At 69.1% G+C, this 20232-nt stretch carries 18 protein-coding genes; 15 read left to right on the plus strand and 3 right to left on the minus strand.

The features are described 5' to 3' along the window. Positions 1–69: 69 nt before the first annotated feature. Positions 70–771, minus strand: coding sequence for a FadR/GntR family transcriptional regulator (locus tag D4739_RS09830; RefSeq protein WP_120060453.1), 702 nt, complete (start codon positions 769–771; stop codon positions 70–72). A 161-nt stretch (positions 772–932) separates the two neighbouring features. Here D4739_RS09830 and D4739_RS09835 point away from each other — a divergent pair, with 161 nt between their 5' ends. Next, the gene (locus D4739_RS09835) at positions 933–1481 is read left to right on the plus strand and encodes a gluconokinase (RefSeq protein WP_120060454.1); all 549 of its coding nucleotides are present in this window, start codon (positions 933–935) and stop codon (positions 1479–1481) included. Then, positions 1481–2884, plus strand: coding sequence for a GntP family permease (locus D4739_RS09840; RefSeq protein ID WP_120060455.1), 1404 nt, complete (start codon positions 1481–1483; stop codon positions 2882–2884). Before D4739_RS09835 ends, D4739_RS09840 begins: the two co-directional genes overlap by 1 nt. Positions 2885–2976: 92 nt before the next feature. On the opposite strand, the gene D4739_RS09845 is transcribed toward D4739_RS09840, so the two are convergent. Next, positions 2977–3954 carry a TolB family protein gene (locus tag D4739_RS09845; RefSeq protein ID WP_147384866.1) on the minus strand — a complete coding sequence of 326 codons (978 nt, stop codon included), beginning with the start codon at positions 3952–3954 and terminating at the stop codon, positions 2977–2979. 101 nt (positions 3955–4055) lie between these two features. On the opposite strand from D4739_RS09845, the gene D4739_RS17040 reads away from it, so the two are divergent. The 6 genes from D4739_RS17040 to groL all read left to right on the plus strand — a co-directional run bounded on the left by D4739_RS17040 (position 4056) and on the right by groL (position 9127). Further along, complete coding sequence (locus tag D4739_RS17040; protein ID WP_220699266.1) at positions 4056–4457, plus strand: homing endonuclease associated repeat-containing protein; 402 nt, start codon at positions 4056–4058, stop codon at positions 4455–4457. Further along, a complete protein-coding gene (rlmC, locus tag D4739_RS09850; RefSeq protein ID WP_238473599.1) occupies positions 4447–5652 on the plus strand; it encodes a 23S rRNA (uracil(747)-C(5))-methyltransferase RlmC in 1206 nt (401 codons plus the stop codon). Before D4739_RS17040 ends, rlmC begins: the two co-directional genes overlap by 11 nt. A 91-nt stretch (positions 5653–5743) precedes the next feature. Next, positions 5744–6241, plus strand: a complete 498-nt coding sequence (locus D4739_RS16870; RefSeq protein ID WP_182920366.1) for a hypothetical protein — start codon at positions 5744–5746, stop codon at positions 6239–6241. A 29-nt stretch (positions 6242–6270) separates the two neighbouring features. Beyond that, positions 6271–6861, plus strand: a complete 591-nt coding sequence (locus tag D4739_RS09860) for a thermonuclease family protein (RefSeq protein ID WP_147384868.1) — start codon at positions 6271–6273, stop codon at positions 6859–6861. 241 nt (positions 6862–7102) lie between these two features. Continuing rightward, positions 7103–7396 (plus strand): co-chaperone GroES, encoded by a 294-nt coding sequence (gene groES, locus D4739_RS09865; protein ID WP_120060458.1) that lies wholly within the window; start codon positions 7103–7105, stop codon positions 7394–7396. Positions 7397–7501: 105 nt separating this feature from the next. After that, on the plus strand, positions 7502–9127 hold the full coding sequence (gene groL, locus D4739_RS09870) for a chaperonin GroEL (protein WP_120060459.1): 1626 nt from the start codon (positions 7502–7504) through the stop codon (positions 9125–9127). Between the two features lie 242 nt (positions 9128–9369). Here groL and D4739_RS09875 read toward each other — a convergent pair whose 3' ends face one another. After that, positions 9370–9993, minus strand: coding sequence for a TetR/AcrR family transcriptional regulator (locus tag D4739_RS09875; protein WP_120060460.1), 624 nt, complete (start codon positions 9991–9993; stop codon positions 9370–9372). 71 nt (positions 9994–10064) lie between these two features. Between D4739_RS09875 and D4739_RS09880 the strand changes: the two genes are divergently transcribed. The 7 genes from D4739_RS09880 (at position 10065) to D4739_RS09910 (ending at position 20047) form a co-directional block, all read left to right on the plus strand. Next, a complete protein-coding gene (locus D4739_RS09880; protein WP_120060461.1) occupies positions 10065–11018 on the plus strand; it encodes a sterol desaturase family protein in 954 nt (317 codons plus the stop codon). Between the two features lie 86 nt (positions 11019–11104). Next, positions 11105–12010 carry a GNAT family N-acetyltransferase gene (locus tag D4739_RS09885; protein WP_120060462.1) on the plus strand — a complete coding sequence of 302 codons (906 nt, stop codon included), beginning with the start codon at positions 11105–11107 and terminating at the stop codon, positions 12008–12010. A 78-nt stretch (positions 12011–12088) separates the two neighbouring features. Further along, complete coding sequence (gene guaB / locus D4739_RS09890) at positions 12089–13591, plus strand: IMP dehydrogenase (protein WP_120060463.1); 1503 nt, start codon at positions 12089–12091, stop codon at positions 13589–13591. A 75-nt stretch (positions 13592–13666) separates the two neighbouring features. Beyond that, the gene (locus tag D4739_RS09895; protein ID WP_120060464.1) at positions 13667–14773 is read left to right on the plus strand and encodes a GuaB3 family IMP dehydrogenase-related protein; all 1107 of its coding nucleotides are present in this window, start codon (positions 13667–13669) and stop codon (positions 14771–14773) included. Between the two features lie 46 nt (positions 14774–14819). After that, on the plus strand, positions 14820–16556 hold the full coding sequence (locus D4739_RS09900) for a glycerol-3-phosphate dehydrogenase/oxidase (protein WP_120060465.1): 1737 nt from the start codon (positions 14820–14822) through the stop codon (positions 16554–16556). Between the two features lie 171 nt (positions 16557–16727). Then, positions 16728–18341 carry a succinic semialdehyde dehydrogenase gene (locus tag D4739_RS09905; protein WP_120060466.1) on the plus strand — a complete coding sequence of 538 codons (1614 nt, stop codon included), beginning with the start codon at positions 16728–16730 and terminating at the stop codon, positions 18339–18341. Then, a complete protein-coding gene (locus D4739_RS09910) occupies positions 18338–20047 on the plus strand; it encodes a GMC oxidoreductase (protein ID WP_120060467.1) in 1710 nt (569 codons plus the stop codon). Before D4739_RS09905 ends, D4739_RS09910 begins: the two co-directional genes overlap by 4 nt. Positions 20048–20232 lie beyond the last annotated feature (185 nt).

Genomic DNA, 20232 nt, shown 5'->3' on the forward strand with positions numbered 1-20232 from the left:
GGCCGTGCGGAAAAGAACGTCCGGTACGGCGTGGGGCGGCGCGGTGCCTGCCCGGCGGAGCGACTGGGGTCAGTCGTCCTTCAGGGCCTCGCGCTGCGCCTCGGTGGCCTCGTCGATGATCGCCTGCATGGCCGTGCGGGCTGCGCTGGCGTCGCCGTTGCGCACGGCCCGCGAGACCGCCTCGTGCAGGTCGATCGCCTCCGCCTTCGGCTCGGTCGGCATGAGGTGGTGGTGGGTGCGTCCGGCCAGTACCTCGGCGACCACGTCACCGAGTGAGCGCAGCATCTCGTTGCCGCTCGCCTCGAGCAGCGTGCGGTGGAAGAGCACGTCGGCTTCGAGGAACGCCTCAAGGTCACCGGCGTGACCGAGCACCGCCATGTCGGTCGCTGCCCTGGCGAGGACCGCGATCTGCTCCGGCGTCGCGCGCTCGGCCGCAAGGGCGGCGGCCACCGGTTCGAAGCCGCTGCGCAGCTCGGAGAGGGAGAGCAGCTGCGCCGCCCGGTCGTCGGAGTCCAGCCGCCAGCGGATCAGCCGCGGGTCGAAGACGTTCCACCCTTCGCGGGGGAGCACGGTGACGCCGACGCGGCGACGCGACGCGAGCATGCCCATGGACTCCAGCACCCGCACCGCTTCGCGGGAGACGGAGCGCGACACGTCGTACTCGGTGTCGACGGAGTCGAGGGTCAGCACCTGGCCGGCGGCGAGGTCGCCGGAGACGATCCGGGACCCGAGCGCGTCGAGGACATTCGTGTGCAGGGCACTCGCGCTCATGCCGCTCCTCTGGATCAGTTCCGATCTAAAGATCAGATTATTTGGCTCGAAGGTCTTGTAAACATCTGGTTAATCGTCGCACACTGTGACGGGCCACACATCCCGTGGTCGTCAGTTCAACACACCAACCAACACAGATCTGACCAGATTCTGGAGGAACGATGGCTGCACCACTCCCGCCATTACTCGTGGTCATGGGCGTTTCCGGCTCGGGCAAGTCGACCGTGGGCGCCGCACTGGCCCAGCGCCTCGGCGTACCGTTCGCAGACGCCGACGACTTCCACCCGCCCGCCAACATCGCGAAGATGACCGCCGGCTACGCGCTCGACGACGACGACCGGCACCCCTGGCTCGAGGCGATCGGGGAGTGGCTCGAGGAGCACGCCCCTCGCGGCGGCGTCATCTCGTGCTCTGCGTTGAAGCGGAGCTACCGCGACCAGCTCCGTGACCACGCACCGTCGATCTCGCTGGTCCACCTGCACGGCTCGCGTGAGGTGATCGCGCGTCGTCAGTCCAGCCGCCCGGGCCACTTCATGCCCACCTCGCTCCTCGACTCGCAGTTCGCGACCCTCGAGCCGCTCGGTGCCGACGAGCACGGGCTGGTCATCGACGTCGACCAGGAGGTCGACGCGATCGTCGACGAGTACGTCGCGCGCACCACCGTACGGCTCTCCATCGTTCCCCCGCTCAACACCGCCCAGGAGTCCTGATGTCCCTCGCTGTCCTCGCACTTCCGCCGCTGGCGGATGCGGCACCGTTGATCGAGCCCGTCGCCTCCGACGGCCGGCTGCTCACCGCGGCCCTCCTCGGCATCGTTGCGATCATCGCGCTGATCACCTGGGCGAAGCTGCACCCGTTCCTCGCGCTCAGCATCGGCGCACTCACCGTCGGAGTCGTCGCCGGCGTCGACCTCGCGGTCGCGATCACCAGCTTCACCACCGGCTTCGGCAGCACCGCGGCGGGCGTCGGCACGCTGATCGCGCTCGGCGCGATGTTCGGCAAGCTGCTCGCCGACTCCGGCGGCGCGGACGAGATCGTCGACACGATCGTCGGCAACGCCTCGCCCCGGGCCCTTCCGTGGGCCATGGCGGGCGTCGGCGCGATCATCGGCCTGCCGATGTTCTTCGAGATTGGCCTCGTGCTGCTCATGCCGGTGATCTACCTGGTCGCGCGTCGGGCCCAGCTCTCGCTGATCGCCGTGGGGATCCCTGCCCTCGCCGGCCTCTCCGCCATGCACGGGCTGGTGCCGCCGCACCCGGGTCCGCTCACCGCGATCGGTGCCCTCGGCGCCGACCTCGGCATCACCCTCGCGCTCGGTGTCGCGGTGGCCGTCCCCACGGTCGTCCTCGCCGGTCCCGTCTTCGCGAAGTACGCCGACCGCTGGGTCGGCGCGGTCTCCGTCCCGGAGCGCTTCGAGGCCGTCGACGCGGACACGCTGGCGAAGCGTCCGTCGTTCGCGGTCACGCTCTTCTCGGTGCTGCTGCCGGTCGTGCTGATGATGGGCAAGGCGCTCGCCGACATCTTCATCGAGGACCCGACCAACATGTCGCGCCGGGTGCTCGACACGCTCGGCACCCCGCTGGTCGCGCTCCTGATCGCGGTCCTGGTCGGCATGTTCACGCTCGGCCGCGGTGCCGGCATGGACCGGAAGGCCGTCGCGAAGTCGGTCGAGACCTCGCTGCCTGCGATCGCCGGCATCCTGCTGATCGTGGCCGCCGGTGGCGGCTTCAAGCAGTCGCTGGTCGACACCGGGATCGGCACGCTCGTTGCCGAGTGGGTCGCCGACAGCAACGTCTCCGTGCTGGCGCTGGCCTGGTTCGTCGCCGTCCTGATCCGCCTTGCCACCGGCTCGGCGACCGTCGCCACCGTGACGGCCTCCGGGCTGCTCGTCCCGCTCACCGAGCAGCTCTCCTCGGGCGAGGTCTCGCTGATGGTGCTCGCCATCGGTGCCGGCTCGGTCTTCTTCTCCCACGTGAACGACGCCGGCTTCTGGCTGGTCAAGGAGTACTTCGGCCTGAGCGTCGGCCAGACCCTGAAGAGCTGGTCGGTGATGGAGACGCTGCTCTCGGTCAGCGGCCTCGTCTTCGTGCTCGCGCTCGGAGTCGTGATCTAGCAGTCCAGATCACGCAGCCAGATCACGCAGCCAGATCACGCACGTCAGGTCTGATCGTCACGCGGATCCCCGGTGGTGCGGTGGGCGCAAGCTCAGAGGACTGCCGGGGATTCTGCGTTGTCGCGCAGGAGGGAGGGCCGGCCGCCTCCGTTGGCCGGCACGGTCCAGATCGAGGGGGACCCGTTGTCGCTGCGGGCGGTGTAGGCCAGGGTGCGGTCGTCCAGCCAGATCGCCTGGTCCTCGATGCTGCGCGAGTCCGCCATCGCGATCACCCGGCGGTTGTCGAGACGCAGGACGCACAGGCGCCAGCCCTTGCCCGGGTCGTCGTCGGTGGCCCGCAGGAACGCGATCCGGGTGCCGTCGGGGGACAGGGACGGCAGGGCGACGTTGCGGGCGATCGCGCGCAGGGTCCGCTGGCCGATGTCGCCGGCAACGAGCCAGCGCTCGCCGTCCACGAGCAGGGTGGCGTAGAAGCGGTTGTCGTCCGCGAAGGTGACGCCCCAGACCTGGCGCTCGGAGGGCTTGGCCTTCACCGGCCTGCCCTCGATGGTCGCGGCGTACTCGACCGGGTAGCTCACCGCCCCGCCCTTCGTGTCGAGCACGGTGGTCTGGGTGGCGGGGTTCCTGGCGTAGGAGGTGCCGGTGACGAAGGAGGTCCAGGCCGCCATCCGTCCGCTCGGCGAGAGCTGGGCCAGGCTCGGCGTGCCGTCGACCGGGTAGGCGCCCTGAGGCCCGAGGTTGCGGTCGAGGAGCGTCGCGGACCAGGCCACCGCGCTGGCCTTGCGAAGGCACAGCCCGGTGCCGGCAGCGGCGTACACGCGGTCGCACTCGAGCTCGGCGACCGTCGCCATCCCGTTGCTGTCCAGGGGCATGGTCGCGACGTGCCGCGCGGTGAGGAAGAGGAGTCGGTGGCCGCTCGTGAGCGTCACGGTCCCGGTCGTCGCGACCTCTTCGGGATCGTCGCCGATCAGCTTCAGGCCAATGATCGGGAGCAGCACGACGACGACCGCAAGCGCAGCGATCACGCCGCGCGACCACACCGATGGTGTGGTGGAAGTCCTGTTGCCCACGGTCGAAGAGTACGAGTCTCCAGCGTCTCCGCGCAGTGATGTTGGCACGCTGCTTTGTGGGCGGACCGCCGGCGGTGCCTCGCACGCGGGATGATGGGGGCGTGCGCGCCCCGACCTTCACCGACGACCAGCTCCTCGAGGCCGTCCGGACGGCGGCTGCCGAGGTGGGCGCTCCGCTCCCCGTCACGGCGTACGACGCGTGGCGCAAGGCGGGCGATCGCGACTGTGCCTCGGGCACCCTCGTCATCCGTCGGCTCGGGTCCTGGAACGCTGCTTGCGAAGCCGCTGGGGTCGCCACGAACAAGACGCGTTCGACGTCGCGCCGCTGGACCGACGAGGAGGTCGTCGCGATCGTTGCGCGCTATCTCACCGCGGACGGGAGCCCCGGGAGCTACGCCGGCTACGTCGACTGGGCGCGCGAGACCGAGGGCGTGCCGAGCGGTCCCACGCTGCGCCAGCGGTTCGCGTGGAACGAGGTCAAGGAGCGAGCGCGTGTCCTCTGATCCCGGTCTGGCCGCGTCTGGTCTGGCCACGGGCCTGCTCCAGTGCGACCACTTCGACGCCTGGCGTTGCCGGTCCTGCTCGCTCCTCCAGACGCCGTACGCCGCGCAGCTGGCCGGCAAGCAGGCTGCCGTCGAGGCGCTGCTCCCGCCGTTGCCCTGGCTGCCTCCTGTCGCCAGCACCCAGTCCGGGTTCCGCAACAAGGCCAAGATGGTCGTCGCCGGGGCCGTCGGCTCGCCGACGCTGGGGATCCTCGGTCCCTCGGGTGAGGGCGTCGACCTCCGCGACTGCGCACTCCACACCCCGGGCATCGTGGCCGCGCTCCCGGTGCTCGCCGGGTTCGTCACCCGCGCCGGCCTCACGCCGTACGACGTCGAGCAGCGTCGTGGCGAGCTCAAGCACCTGCTGGTGACCGAGTCCCCGGACGGCGGGCTCATGGTCCGGTTCGTGCTGCGTTCGCAGGAGCCGGTCGCGCGCATCCGCAAGCACCTGCCGTCGTTGCTCTCTGCGCTGGGGGAGGTGCGGGTGGTCAGCGTCAACCTCCAGCCCGAGCACAAGGCGATCCTCGAGGGGGAGCAGGAGATCCTGCTCGCCGGCGACCCGACCCTGACGATGGGGGTCAACGGGTTTGCGCTGCACCTGCGTCCGCAGGGGTTCTTCCAGACCAACACGGCCATGGCGGCTGCCCTCTATGCGCAGGCGCAGGAGTGGATCGACGAGGTCGATCCCGATGCGGTGCTCGATCTCTACTGCGGGGTGGGTGGCTTCGCGCTGCACGCTGCTGGACCACCCGCGCGCGCACGGCGCGTGCTCGGGGTCGAGATCAGCGCTGAGGCGATCGCGGGGGCTCGGCTGACGGCGGCAGAGGCCGGCCTCGACGTGCGCTTCGAGGCGGGCGACGCCGGCGACGCGGCATCCTGGCTCGCCTCCCTCGGCGCATCGGGTGCCGGTGTGGATGCGGGCAAGGCCCTCGTGGTCGTGAACCCGCCGCGTCGCGGGATCGGACCGGAGCTGGCCACCTGGCTCGAGTCCGCGCCGGTGGACCATGTCGTCTACTCGAGCTGCAACGCGACCACGCTGGCGCGCGACCTGGCCGCGATGCCGTCGCTGCGGCCGGTGGCCGGGCGACTGCTCGACATGTTCCCGAACACGGACCACTACGAGGTCGTCCTGCGCCTGGAGAGGGCGCCTGGCTAGCTCGCCGGGCTGGGCGTGTGGCTACGTGGCGTTGCTCGCAATTGGGGACATTGATTCCCCGTGCGGCGCGAATGGCGGCATGATGGACTCCATGTCCAAGCCGTGGGGTTCTGCATGGAGGCTGCTCGCAGCCCTCCCGTTCGTGCTGCTCCTGGTGATCATCGGCATCAAGGTGACGATGTCCCAGGGTGATCCTGCGTCGGGTCCGCAGAAGCCGGGCGAGCACACGATCTACGAGCTCGGTGACGAAGCGCCGTCGGCGACGGTCACTCTCCCCAACGGCAAGGTCACCACGATCCCCACGTCGAAGATCAGCGAGCTGCCGACGGCCCTGCAGTCGCAGCTGATCAACGGCATCAGTTTCGCTCCGACGCCGACCCTGCAGGCACCCAAGCCGACGAAGACCGCCACCCCCAAGCCGGTGCAGACCAGCGCGGCCGGTGGCGGTTCGACCGGCGGCTCGACCGGCGGTGCCGGTGGTGGCGGTGGTGGCGGGTCCACGCCGACCCCGACCTCGCAGGCGCCTACCCCGTCCCAGTCGCCCACGCCGACGAAGACCCAGACCTGCATCCTGTTCATCTGCGGCTGACCCGAGCACCTCGCCCCGTGCACGACGCCATGCGCCGGGGTCCCTCGTCGCTGATCGGTGCGCTGCTTGCCGGCGCGCTCCTGGTGACCGGATGCGGAGCCACGACCGACGTCGTCCCACCGCGTCAGTCAGCGGCACCCGCTTCGGTGGTGGCAACTCCGGCGACCGTTCGACCGCCCGCGATTCCCCGTGGTGCGCAACGGGTCGAGGTGGCGTGGGTCAGCGACGGTGACACGGTGGCCGTGCGGGCGCTGCGCCGCGGCGTACTCGCTGTCGGTGCGCTCGAGAGCGTCCGCCTGCTCGAGATCGACACCCCGGAGTCGAAGGACCCGGACCTGCCCGTCGAGTGCTTCGCGCTGCGGGCCACGCAGGCGACCGAGCGGCTGCTGCCGCGGGGGAGCGTGGCGTGGGTCGTCGCCGACCGCGAGTTGCGTGATCGCTACGACCGGGCGCTGCTCTACGTGTGGAATGCCGACGGCGTCTTCGTGAACCTCCGTCTGGTACGCCGCGGCTACGCGCGCGCCGTGCTGTTCCGTCCCAACGACCGCTACATCGACCTTATGCGCTCGGCCGAGGCCGCCGCCCGAAGGGCCGGCAAGGGACTCTGGTCCGCCTGCTGACCGTCGACACGGCGCAAGGTTGGTGTCGACACGGCGCAAGGTTGGCGTCGACACGGCGCAAGGTTGCACTTCTGGCACTCACTTGAGGTGAGTGCTAACGTCTGCTCTGGCACTCTCCCCGTGAGTGTGCCAGCGCTTGCGACGCGGTGCGACCCCCGCGACGGCGTACTGATCGCAGGCGAAGACTTCCGTGAGGACGACCGTCCTCCGAACCCGCCAACGTGGAAAGTGGAGGTTGATCGTGTCGATCAACATCAAGCCCCTCGAGGACCGCATCATCATCAAGCAGGTCGAGGCCGAGCAGACCACGGCCTCCGGCCTGGTCATCCCCGACACCGCCAAGGAGAAGCCCCAGGAGGGCGAGGTCCTGGCTGTCGGCCCGGGTCGCATCGACGACAACGGCAACCGCGTCCCCCTCGACGTCGCTGTCGGTGACAAGGTCATCTACAGCAAGTACGGCGGCACCGAGGTCAAGTACGCCGGTGGCGACTACCTCATCCTGTCGGCGCGCGACGTGCTCGCCGTCATCGGCTGATCGTCCGTTCTGCTTCGTGATGCCGGGCCCGCACCTGCGTGTGCGGGCTCGGCATTGCGCTTTTCCTTGTTCTTCACTGAATAGCCCTGAGTAGTAGGAGCAGCAATGCCCAAGATCCTGGAGTTCGACGAGAACGCCCGCCGCAGCCTTGAGCGCGGTGTCGACAAGCTCGCCAACGCCGTCAAGGTGACGCTCGGCCCGAAGGGTCGCTACGTCGTCCTCGACAAGAAGTGGGGCGCGCCGACCATCACGAACGACGGTGTGACCGTTGCCCGTGAGATCGAGCTGGACGACCCGTTCGAGAACCTCGGTGCGCAGCTCACCAAGGAGGTCGCGACCAAGACCAACGACGTCGCCGGTGACGGCACGACGACCGCGACCGTCCTCGCCCAGGCGATGGTGCACGAGGGCCTGCGCGCTGTCGCGGCCGGTGCCAACCCGATGGGCCTCAAGCGCGGCATGGACGCTGCGGCGACCGCCGTCGGCGAGGCGCTGCGCGAGGCTGCTCGTCCCGTCGCGTCCCGCGAGGACATGGCGTCGGTTGCGACGATCTCGTCGCGCGACAGCCTGATCGGCGACCTGCTGGCCGAGGCCTTCGACAAGGTCGGCAAGGACGGCGTGATCACGGTCGAGGAGTCCAACACCATGGGCACCGAGCTGGAGTTCACCGAGGGCATGCAGTGGGACAAGGGCTACACCTCGCCGTACTTCGTCACGGACGCCGAGCGCATGGAGGCCGTCCTCGACGACCCCTACATCCTGATCAACCAGGGCAAGGTCTCGGCGCTCGCCGACCTGCTCCCGGTGCTCGAGAAGGTCATGCAGACCGGCAAGCCGCTCGTGATCATCGCCGAGGACGTCGAGGGCGAGGCCCTGTCGACGCTGGTGGTCAACAAGATCCGCGGCACGTTCAACACCCTCGTGGTGAAGGCCGCTGGCTTCGGTGACCGTCGCAAGCAGGTCATGCAGGACATCGCGATCCTGACCGGCGGCACCGTGATCTCTCCCGAGGTCGGCCTCAAGCTCGACCAGGTCGGCCTCGAGTCGCTCGGTCGCGCCCGTCGTGTCGTTGCCACCAAGGACAACACCACGATCGTGGACGGTGCCGGCGACGACGAGGCCGTGGCCGGTCGTGTGAACCAGATCAAGCAGGAGATCGAGAAGTCGGACTCCGACTGGGACACCGAGAAGCTGCAGGAGCGCCTGGCCAAGCTGGCCGGTGGCGTCTGCGTGATCAAGGTCGGCGCTGCCACCGAGGTCGAGCTCAAGGAGAAGAAGCACCGCATCGAGGACGCCGTCTCCGCGACGCGCGCCGCCATCGAAGAGGGCATCGTCGCCGGCGGTGGCTCTGCCCTGATCCACGCGGTCTCCGTGCTCTCCGACGACCTCGGGCTCGAGGGTGACGAGGCGATCGGTGTCCGCATCGTCCGCAAGTCCGCCGACGAGCCGCTGCGCTGGATCGCCGAGAACGGTGGCGAGAACGGCTACGTCGTCACCACCAAGGTCCGCGACCTCGGTGTCGGCAACGGCTACAACGCCGCCACCGGCCAGTACGGCGACCTGGTCGCCCAGGGCGTCCTGGACCCGGTCAAGGTCACCCGCTCCGCCCTGGTCAACGCCACCTCGATCGCGGCCATGCTGCTGACGACCGAGACGCTGATCGTGGAGAAGCCCGTCGACGAGGATGACGTGCCTGCTGCTGGCGGTCACGGTCACGGACACGGTCACTGATCCACTCGTGACTCGTTGACACGGCGCTAGGTTCACGTCGACACGGCGCGACCTCAGCGTCGACACGGCGCTGGATTCACCGCTGACCCGGCGCAACCTTCGTGGTTGCGCCGGGTTTGCGTATTTCCGGCACGAAGCGCCGTCTCGACCTCGAAGTCGCGACGTCTCGACGTCGAGGTCGAGACGTGTCGACGTCGAGGTTGCGACGTGTCGACGTCGAGGTTGCGACGTGTCGACGTGGGTCAGCCGCCGGTGGCGCTGGTGCTCGCCGCTGCGATCAGCCGGAGGCACCGGTGCGTCATCTGCTCCGGGGTCTCACCGGGGTGGTCGACCCACCAGCTCACCAGCGTGCGGAACACGCTCTCCCAGACCGCGAGCATGAGGTCCACGTCGACCGGATCGGTGTCGCCGCTGCCGACCATCAGCTCGGTGACGGCCTCGCGGGCGAAGGCGAGGACCCGGCGCTCGTCGGTCTCGATCTCCTGACGCATCGCGGAGTCCGGCGCGGTGGGGTCCTGGACCACCTGCCACAGCCACGGTTCATCAGCCAGTCTGCGGAACATCCCGTCGAGGGTGATCACGGCGCGCGCGAGGCCGGTTGTCTCGGTGTGGGCGGTCCGCTCGATCTCGGCGGTCAGCTCCGCACTCGCGTGCCGGACGCACGCAACGTGCAGGCCGTCCTTCGAGCCGAAGTAGTTGTAGATCAGGGGCTTGGAGATGCCGGCCGCCTCGGCGACGTCGGCGACCGAGGTCGCGGCGTACCCGCGCTCGCCGAAGGCGCGGCAGGCTGCGGCGAGGATCTGGGCCTCGCGCTCGGGGCGTGCGACGCCCTTGGTGCCGGCGTTGGGTCGCTTCGAGGAGGTCACGGGAATGCACTCTAGCGAGGGATATGAACCTGAGGTAACTTACTCATAAGTCATATACCCGGAGGAGCACGATGTACGACCTCGCCCCACTGCTCGACCCGGCGAAGAACCCGATCACCTACGCGATCCCGTTCTTCCTGCTGTCACTGATCCTCGAAGCCATCGCGCTGACCCGCCCCGAGGAGGGGATCGCGGCGGGGGAGCGACCGCGCACCGGCTACATGATGCGCGACTTCTGGACCTCGATCTCGATGGGCCTGGGCTCGCTGGTGTGGCTGACGGTCTTCAAGATCGCGACGTTCTTCGTCTACCAGTGGGTCTTCCTGAACGTTGCGCCGTTCCACCTCGACACGAGCGCGTGGTGGTACTGGCCGGCCGTCCTGATCGCGCTCGACCTTGCCTTCTACTGCACGCACCGCTTCGTGCACCGCGCCAACATCGGCTGGGCGGCCCACCAGTCGCACCACTCCAGCGTCTACATGAACTTCGGCACCGCGCTGCGTCAGAAGTGGAACCCGTGGTTCGACTTCGTCTTCTTCCTGCCGATCCCGCTGCTCGGCTTCGCGCCCTGGACGGCGTACGCCGCGTTCTCGATCAGCCTGATCTACCAGTTCTGCACGCACACCGAGCTCATCGACAAGCTGCCGCGGCCCATCGAGCTCGTCTTCAACACGCCCTCGCACCACCGCGTGCACCACGGCTCCGACCCGGAGTACCTCGACAAGAACTACGCCGGCATGTTGATCATCTGGGACCGCATGTTCGGCACGTTCCAGGCGGAGATCCGCCGCCCGACGTACGGCCTGACCGTGCCGGTCGAGACCTACAACCCGATCAAGCTCGAGTACGGCGCGTTCGCGCGCATCGCGGGCCAGGTGCGGCACGCGCGCACCTGGCGCGAGCGGTGGGGCTATGTCTTCGGCCCACCCGGCTGGACGCCGGAGGTCAGTCCCGGCCGCGGGGCAACGACGCCCGCATCTGTCGACACCGAAGTCGCGCCGTGGCGACGTGGCTTTGAGCGTTGACCTGGGTGAAACACGACTGAACCCATCGGGAAATGTTGGCTTGTCACAGTGTTCCCAGGTCACAAGCCATCTCGAGGGAGCACGTCATGCTGTGGAGAGTTCGCACCACCCTTCCCGATCGCCCGGGAGCACTCGCTGTTCTTGCGCAGAACTGTGGTGCGTCAGGTGTGAACATCCTCGGCCTGCAGATCTTCCCCGGAGTGGAGTCCGTGACTGACGAGCTCGTCCTGCGCACGCCGTCAGGATGGGGCCTCGCGGAGATCGCGGAGCTGATCGAGGGTTCCGGTGGTGAGAACGTCTCGGGTGCCCAGTGCACCGAGCACGCGCTCGTCGACCAGCCGGCACGCTACGTGCAGGCAGCACGAAACATCCTCGCCCAGCCCGCGTCCTTCCCTGAGGTTGTCGCAAGGCTGTTCGATGCGGAGTCGGACCCGGTGGCGGGTGGTCTCGCTGCCGTCCAGGACGTCATGGAGATGACAGTCGGTGACGTCCACGTCCAGGTCCGGCGCACCGCACCGTTCACAGCCACCGAGCACGCCCGTGGTGCGGCCATGGCCGACCTCGTGAGCGACGTGCTCGCCCGGGTCAAGGCAGCGGCCCCGTTCCAGGTGCCGTCACCCGGCCGCCGGCTCGGCGCCGGGGCATCGCCGGACTACCTCGTGGACGGCGACGCGGTCGTCGCTGTCGTCGAAGGCACGACGGTCGGCCTCGCACGCCTGCGCGCCGAGACCGTCGAGCCCGGACTGCGCCAGGTCGACCTCAGCGTCGACCCGGCCTGGCAGCGCCGTGGCATCGGCACCCGGCTGCTGACCGACGTCGCGCGGCTCGCCGCGAGCCAGAGCTCGGGCGAGATCGTGCTGACCACGCGCGCTGACAACCAGGCGGTGCTGCCCATGGTGCTGGCCGCCGGTCTGCGTGGACGGATCCGCATGGCGGCGGACGAGCTCACGGTCCGGATCCCCGTGCGTGACCTGAAGCCGCTCAGCGTCTGATCCTGCAAGTGCCGGGCGCGTGTCCATGTGACCCGATCCACGTTCGGAGCGCTGGGATCGCGCCCCTAGAATGGGCGAATGGAGCTCCCCGACAAGTTTGCCGCCCTGGGTCTGACCTACGACGACGTACTCCTGCTGCCGGGGGAGTCGGGCCTCAATCCGGCCGACATCGACACCACGTCGCGGCTCACTCGTGAGATCTCCATCAAGGTCCCGCTGATCTCTGCGGCCATGGACACCGTGACCGAGTCGCGCATGGCCATCGCCATGGCCCGCGAGGGCGGCATCGGCATCCTGCACCGCAACCTGTCGACCGAGGAGCAGGCCTACCAGGTCGACCTGGTCAAGCGGACCCAGACCGGCATCATCTCCAACCCGGTCACCATCACGCCCGACCGCACGCTCGAGGAGCTCGACGCGATCTGCGGCGAGTACCGCGTCTCCGGTCTCCCGGTCATCGACGTCGACAACCGGCTCCTGGGCATCATCACCAACCGCGACCTGCGGTTCACCCCGGTCGCGGAGTGGGCCACCACCAAGGTCGACGAGGTGATGACCCACATGCCGCTGGTCACCGCCCCGGTCGGGATCTCCCGGGACGACGCCACCGCACTGCTGCGTCAGCACAAGCTCGAGCGCCTTCCGCTCGTCGACCCGGCGGGCAAGCTCGCCGGCCTGATCACGGTCAAGGACTTCGTCAAGGGCGAGCAGTTCCCCGACGCCTCGCGCGATGCGGCCGGCCGCCTGCTGGTCGGTGCCGCCGTCGGCTACTTCGGCGACGCCTGGGAGCGCGCCACCACGCTGATCGACGCCGGTGTCGACGTGCTCGTCGCCGACACCGCCCACGGTCACGTCCACCTGCTGCTCGACATGGTCAGGCGCCTCAAGACCGACCCCGCCACCCGCCACGTCCAGGTCATCGGCGGCAACGTCGCGACCCGCGCGGGCGCCCAGGCCTTCGTCGACGCCGGTGCCGACGCGGTCAAGGTCGGGTTCGGCCCCGGCTCGATCTGCACCACCCGCATCGTCACCGGTTGCGGTGTCCCGCAGGTCACCGCCGTCTACGAGGCGACGCTCGCGGCAGCCCCGGCCGGCGTACCCGTCATCGCCGACGGCGGCCTCCAGCAGTCCGGCGACATCGCCAAGGCACTCGTCGCCGGGGCGTCCACCGTGATGATCGGCTCGATGCTCGCCGGTTGCGAGGAGTCGCCCGGCGAGGTCGTCTTCCACAACGGCAAGCAGTACAAGGCCTACCGCGGCATGGGCTCGCTCGGCGCGATGTCGAGCCGCGGCAAGAAGTCCTACTCCAAGGACCGCTACTTCCAGGCCGAGGTCGCCAGCGACGACAAGATCGTCCCCGAGGGCGTCGAGGGCCGGGTGGCCTACCGCGGTCCGCTCGGTGCCGTCACCCACCAGCTCGTCGGTGGCCTCCAGCAGTCGATGTTCTACGTCGGCGCGCGCACCGTCCCGGACCTGCAGGAGAAGGGCAAGTTCATCCGGATCACGTCGGCGTCGCTCAAGGAGAGCCACCCGCACCACATCGAGATGACCGTCGAGGCGCCCAACTACTCAGCTCGCTGAGGCACGCGTCGCGCGACGCCCCTGCTGCCCGCGACGGGCACCAGGGGCGTCGTCGTTTCCCGGTAGGCTTCGCCCGTGACTGAGATCGAGATCGGCAAGGCGAAGCGGGCCCGGCGGGCGTACTCCTTCGATGACATCGCGATCGTGCCCTCGCGGCGCACGCGCGATCCGGAGGAAGTCAGCGTCGCCTGGCAGATCGACGCCTACCGCTTCGACATCCCCGTTGTCGCCGCGCCGATGGACTCGGTGATGTCCCCGGCCACCGCCATCGCGTTCGGCAAGCTCGGCGGTCTCGGCGTGCTGAACCTCGAGGGCCTCTGGACGCGGTACGACGACCCGACGCCGCTGCTCGAGGAGGTCGCCGGTCTTCGTGGCCTCCAGGCGACCCGGCGCATGCAGGAGATCTACGCCGAGCCGATCCAGCCCGAGCTGATCACCGCCCGTCTGCGCGAGATGCGCGCAGCCGGCGTGACCGTCGCGGGCAGCCTGAGCCCGCAGCGGACCAAGGAGTTCGCCAAGTGCGTCGTCGACGCGGGCGTCGACATGTTCGTCATCCGCGGCACCACGGTGTCGGCGGAGCACGTCAGCAGCCAGGCGGAGCCGCTGAACCTCAAGGAGTTCATCTACGAGCTCGACGTCCCGGTCATCGTGGGCGGCTGCGCGACGTACACCGCTGCGCTGCACCTGATGCGCACCGGTGCCGCCGGAGTGCTCGTCGGCTTCGGTGGCGGTGCTGCGCACACCACCCGCACCGTTCTCGGTGTCGCGGTGCCGATGGCCTCCGCGGTTGCCGACGTCGCCGCGGCTCGTCGCGACTACCTTGACGAGTCCGGTGGCCGCTACGTCCACGTCATCGCCGACGGCTCGATCGGCCGCTCGGGTGACATCGCGAAGGCGATCGCCTGCGGCGCCGACGCGGTCATGGTCGGCTCTCCGTTCGCGCGGGCCTCGGACGCGCCGGGTGGCGGCTTCCACTGGGGCACCGAGGCGCACCACGCGGAGCTGCCGCGTGGCGAGCGCGTCGAGTTCGGCACGGTCGGCACGATCGAGGAGATCCTGCTCGGCCCGTCCCGCGTCGCCGACGGCACGATGAACCTGATCGGCGCCCTCAAGCGCTCGATGGCGACCACGGGCTACACCGACGTCAAGGAATTCCAGCGGGTCGAGATCGTCGTCGAGTAATCGCTCAATGTGCCCAATCTCTTGCCAGGTTGGGCATAGTGGGCGCATGACGGCCTCCGCGCTCAGTCCCGACGCCCGCGATGTGGCGCTCCAGCAGCTCGATGCAGCCTCCGGTTACGAGCTCGACGTCCTGGTCGTCGGCGGCGGCATCGTCGGCGCTGGCGTCGCTCTCGACGCGGTCACCCGCGGGCTGACGACCGGGCTGATCGAGCAGCGCGACCTCGCGTCCGGCACCTCGAGCCGCAGCTCCAAGCTGATCCACGGCGGTCTGCGCTACCTGGAGATGATGGACTTCGCGCTGGTCAAGGAGGCTCTGCACGAGCGCGGCCTGCTGCTGACGCGGCTCGCCCCGCACCTGGTGCGCCCCGTGCCGTTCCTCTACCCGCTGACGCGCCGGGTGTGGGAGCGGCCCTACGTCGGCGCCGGCCTCGCGCTCTACGACGCGATGGCGAAGTTCGGAGCCCTCGCCGAGAACGGTGGCGACATGGGTCTGCCGCGGCACCGGCACCTGAGCCGCAAGGCGGTCGCGCGGATCGCCCCGGACTTCAAGGCCTCCAAGCTGGCCGGCGCCATCCAGTACTACGACGCACAGGTCGACGACGCGCGTCTGGTCATGACCGTCGCCCGCACGGCAGCCGCTCACGGCGCACAGATCGCCACCCGCACCGCGTGCATCGGGTTCATCCGCGAGGGGGAGCGGGTCGTCGGCGTGCGCGCCTTCGACCTCGAGAAGGACGTCGCGTTCGAGATCCGGGCCCGCGTCGTCGTCAACGCCGCGGGCGTGTGGACCGACGAGATCCAGGAGCTCGTCGGCGGCCGTGGCTCGCTGCACGTCAAGGCGAGCAAGGGCATCCACCTGGTCGTGCCCCGTGACCGGATCCGGTCGGAGTCCGGCTTCATCGTGCGCACCGAGAAGTCGGTGCTCTTCGTGATCCCGTGGGGCCGCCACTGGATCATCGGCACCACCGACACCCCGTGGGACCTCGACCGCGCGCACCCGGCGGCCAGTCGCGCCGACATCGACTACATCCTCGACCATGTCAACGAGATCCTGCGCGAGCCGCTGGACCACGACGACGTCGAAGGCGTGTACGCCGGGTTGCGGCCGCTGCTGTCGGGCGAGTCCGAGCCGACCAGCCGGATCAGCCGCGAGCACACGGTGGTCACGCCGGTGCCGGGCCTGGTCATGATCGCGGGCGGCAAGCTCACGACGTACCGGGTGATGGCCAAGGATGCCGTCGACGCGGCGAGCCACTCGCTGCGCAGCGGCGGGTCGGCCGTCATCCGCGACTCGATCACGGACCGGGTGCCCCTGCTCGGCGCGGAGGGCTACGAGACGCGGGCCAACCAGCGCGTGATGCTTGCGCGGCGTGCTGGCCTGCACGTGGCGCGGATCGACCACCTGCTCAACCGCTACGGCGGCCGGATCGACGACGTGCTCGAGCTGATCGCGAAGCACCGTCTGCTCGCCCAGCCGGTCCCGGGTGCCGAGGACTACCTCGACGCCGAGGTGGTCTACGCCGTGACCCATGAGGGAGCGCGCCACCTCGACGACGTACTCGTGCGGAGGACTCGGATCTCGATCGAGATGTTTGACCGGGGTGTGGCTGCCGCGCCGCACGTGGCGCGGCTCATGGGCGAGCGGCTGGGGTGGGATGCGGAGCGGCTTGCGACCGAGGTGGACCACTACTTGCGGCGGGTCGAGGCCGAGCGCGAGAGCCAGCGGATGCCCACCGATCAGGAGGCCGACGAAGCGCGCGTGCGGCTGCCCGACCTGTACTGATCGCGGCGCCGCCCGAATTGACGTCTCGGCCCGCCAAGGTTGACCTTTCGGCACACCAAACCTGACTTCTCGGCGGGCAGAAGGCGGTGTACAGCGCAACCGGGTGTGTAAACAGTCTCATTTCATTATGGAGTCCTACCGGTTACTGACCAGTTGGCCTAGCCTCGATCCATGAGCGCACAGAACCCTGAGCCCGGTCTCGTTGAAGGTCCCCACGACCCGGAGCACAACCCCGCTGCGTCGTACGCACTCGAGCCGGAGTACGTCGCCGAGCTGACCTCGCAGATCCTCTCCACGAGCGGCACCGTCGCTCAGGGCCTCTCGCCCATCAACGGCCAGCCTCTGGGCGCCATCCCGCAGTCCTCCATCGAGGACGTCGAGGAGGCATTCGTCCGCGCCCGCAAGGCCCAGGAGGCCTGGGCCCGCACGTCGCTCGACCACCGCGCCGAGGTGCTGCTGCGCTTCCACGACCTGGTCCTCGAGCACCGCGACGAGATCATGGACATCGCGGTCTGGGAGTCGGCCAAGGCCCGCCGTGACGCCTACATGGAGGTCTACCACGTCGCGCTGACCGCCCGTTACTACGCGCGCACGATCCACCGCCACCTCGACACCGAGCGCCGTCCGGGTGTCGTGCCCGGCGCGACCCGCATCGACGTGAACCGCGTCCCCAAGGGCGTCGTCGGCATCATCTCGCCGTGGAACTACCCCTTCACGATGGCCATGTCCGACGGTCTCCCGGCGCTCGCCGCGGGCAACGCGGTGGTCGCCAAGGCTGACAGCCAGACCATGCTCACCTCGCTCATCGGCGTGAAGCTGCTCCGCGAGGCCGGCTTCCCCGAGGACCTGTGGATCCCGGTCGCTGGCCCCGGCTCCAAGGTCGGCACCGCGATCATCGAGCGCGCCAACTACGTGTGCTTCACCGGCTCCACCGCGACCGGCAAGCGCGTCGCCGCCGGTTGTGCCGAGCGCCTGATCAGCTGCTCGCTCGAGCTCGGTGGCAAGAACCCGATCCTCGTCCTCAAGGACGCCAACATCGAGCGTGCCGCCGAAGGCGCGGTCCGCGCGACCTTCTCCAACGCCGGCCAGCTCTGTGTCTCGACCGAGCGCATGCTCGTCGCCGACGAGGTCTACGACCGCTTCGTGGGCCGCTTCGTCGCCCGCACCGAGGCGATGACGCTGGGCGCCGGCCAGGACTGGGCCATCGACATGGGCTCGCTCATCTCGCAGGACCAGCTCGACACCGTCCAGGCCCACGTCGCCGACGCGGTCGCCAAGGGCGCCACCGTCCTGACCGGTGGCAAGCACCGCCCCGACATCGCGCCGTACTTCTTCGAGCCGACGATCCTCGAGGGCGTCACCGAAGACATGGACGTCTGCGGCAAGGAGACGTTCGGCCCGCTGATCTCGCTCTACCGCTTCCACGACGAGACCGAGGCGATCGCCAAGGCCAACGAGGGCAACTACGGCCTCAACGCGTCGATCTGGACCCGCGACGCGAAGCGCGGCCGGGCCATCGCCCGCGAGATCAAGGCTGGCACGGTCAACGTCAACGAGGCCTACGCCGCGACGTTCGCCAGCCTGGACGCCCCCATGGGCGGCATGCGCGAGTCGGGTGTCGGCCGTCGCCAGGGCGCCGAGGGCATCCACCGCTACACCGAGGTGCAGTCGGTCGGCACGCAGCGGGTCTACCCGATCACCGCCCCGGGCTTCGTCAGCAACGAGCTGTTCGCCAAGGGCATGGCCATCACCGCCAAGCTCATGAAGGGCATCGGCAAGGCATGAGCGACGCCCACTACGACGTCCTCGTCATCGGCTCGGGCTTCGGTGGATCGGTCACGGCTCTTCGTCTGACGGAGAAGGGCTACAAGGTCGGTGTCCTCGAGGCCGGAGCACGCTTCCGTGACGAGGACTTCGCGAAGAACTCGTGGGACCTGAAGAAGTTCCTCTTCAACCCTGCGATCGGTGCCTACGGGATCCAGCGCATCGACATGGTCAAGGACTGCCTGATCCTTGCCGGTGCCGGCGTGGGTGGCGGCTCGCTCGTCTACGCCAACACGCTCTACGAACCGCTCGACCCGTTCTACAAGGACAAGTCGTGGGCGCACATCACGGACTGGAAGTCCGAGCTCGCGCCCTACTACGACCAGGCCAAGCGCATGCTCGGCGTCGTCACCAACCCGGTCGTCACCGCCTCTGACGAGGAGATGATCAAGCTCGCCGACCAGATGGGCAAGGGCGACACGTACCACCCGACTCCGGTCGGCGTCTTCTTCGGGGGGCCTGACGGCCGCTCCGGCGGCGAGGAGCACGACGACCCGTACTTCGGTGGAGTCGGCCCGTCGCGCACCACCTGCCGCAACTGCGGCGAGTGCATGACCGGCTGCCGTCACAACGCCAAGAACACCCTGGTCAAGAACTACCTCTACCTGGCCGAGCAGGCCGGCGCGAAGGTGCACCCCCTGACGACGGTGACCGACGTCCGGCCCAAGGTCGGCGGCGGCTACACGGTCACTGCCCGCTGGACCAAGGCCAAGCTGTCGAAGAAGACCGCGGTCAAGACCTTCACGGCCGACCACGTGGTCTTCGCTGCAGCAGCGCTGGGCACCCAGAAGCTGCTGCACCAGCTGAAGAACGAGGGCTCGCTGCCGCGCATCTCCGACCGCCTGGGTGTGCTCACGCGCACCAACTCGGAGTCGATCCTCGGCGCGATCTCGCCCAAGGGTGCAGGCAAGGACTACACCGACGGCGTCGCGATCACCTCGTCGTGGCACCCCGACGAGGTCACCCACATCGAGCCGGTGCGCTACGGCAAGGGCTCCAACGCCATGTCGCTCATGCAGACCGTCCTCACCGACGGTGGCGACGGCCGCCTGAAGCGCTGGGTCGGCGAGATGGGTCGCCAGACCCGCAACCTCGTCAACCTGTACGACGTGAAGCACTGGTCCGAGCGCACGGTGATCCTGCTGGTCATGCAGACACTCGACAACTCGATCACCACGTCGATGAAGACGAAGTTCGGTCGCTCCTACCTGACCTCGAAGCAGGGCCACGGTGGCGAGAACCCGTCGTGGATCCCGGTCGCCAACGAGGCAGTGCGGCAGCTCGCCGAGAACATCAACGGCTTCCCCGGCGGCACGATCGGCGAGCCGTTCAACATGCCGTTGACGGCCCACTTCATCGGGGGCTGCACGATCGGTGACTCGCCCGCGAGCGGCGTCGTCGACCCGTTCCACCGCGTGTGGGGCTACGAGGGCCTGCACATCATGGATGGCTCGACCATCTCGGCAAACCTCGGCGTGAACCCGTCGCTGACCATCACCGCCCAGGCCGAGCGCGCTGCGTCGTACTGGCCAAACAAGGGCGAGGCCGACACCCGCCCGGCGATGGGCACGACGTACTCCAAGATCCAGCCGGTCGCCCCGAAGAACCCGGTCGTCCCGGATGCTGCTCCGGGCGCCCTGCGGCTGCCGATCGTCGGCATCAGCTGAGGCTGATCCACCGCTGAACCACAGGGTTACGGCGCGTCCCGGAAATGCTCGGGGACGCGCCGTAACTCCGTCCTGAGGCTGTCGTTGCACCCTGTGGGTCCGACAGTCATGCTCCCTCCCAGGTCGGGCCCCATGTCCAGGCGCTGTCCAACAGAAGCGTGGACGATCAGGGCCCGACCACCCTC

Origin of the sequence: Nocardioides cavernaquae (assembly GCF_003600895.1) — a bacterium.
Lineage (GTDB): Bacteria > Actinomycetota > Actinomycetes > Propionibacteriales > Nocardioidaceae > Nocardioides > Nocardioides cavernaquae.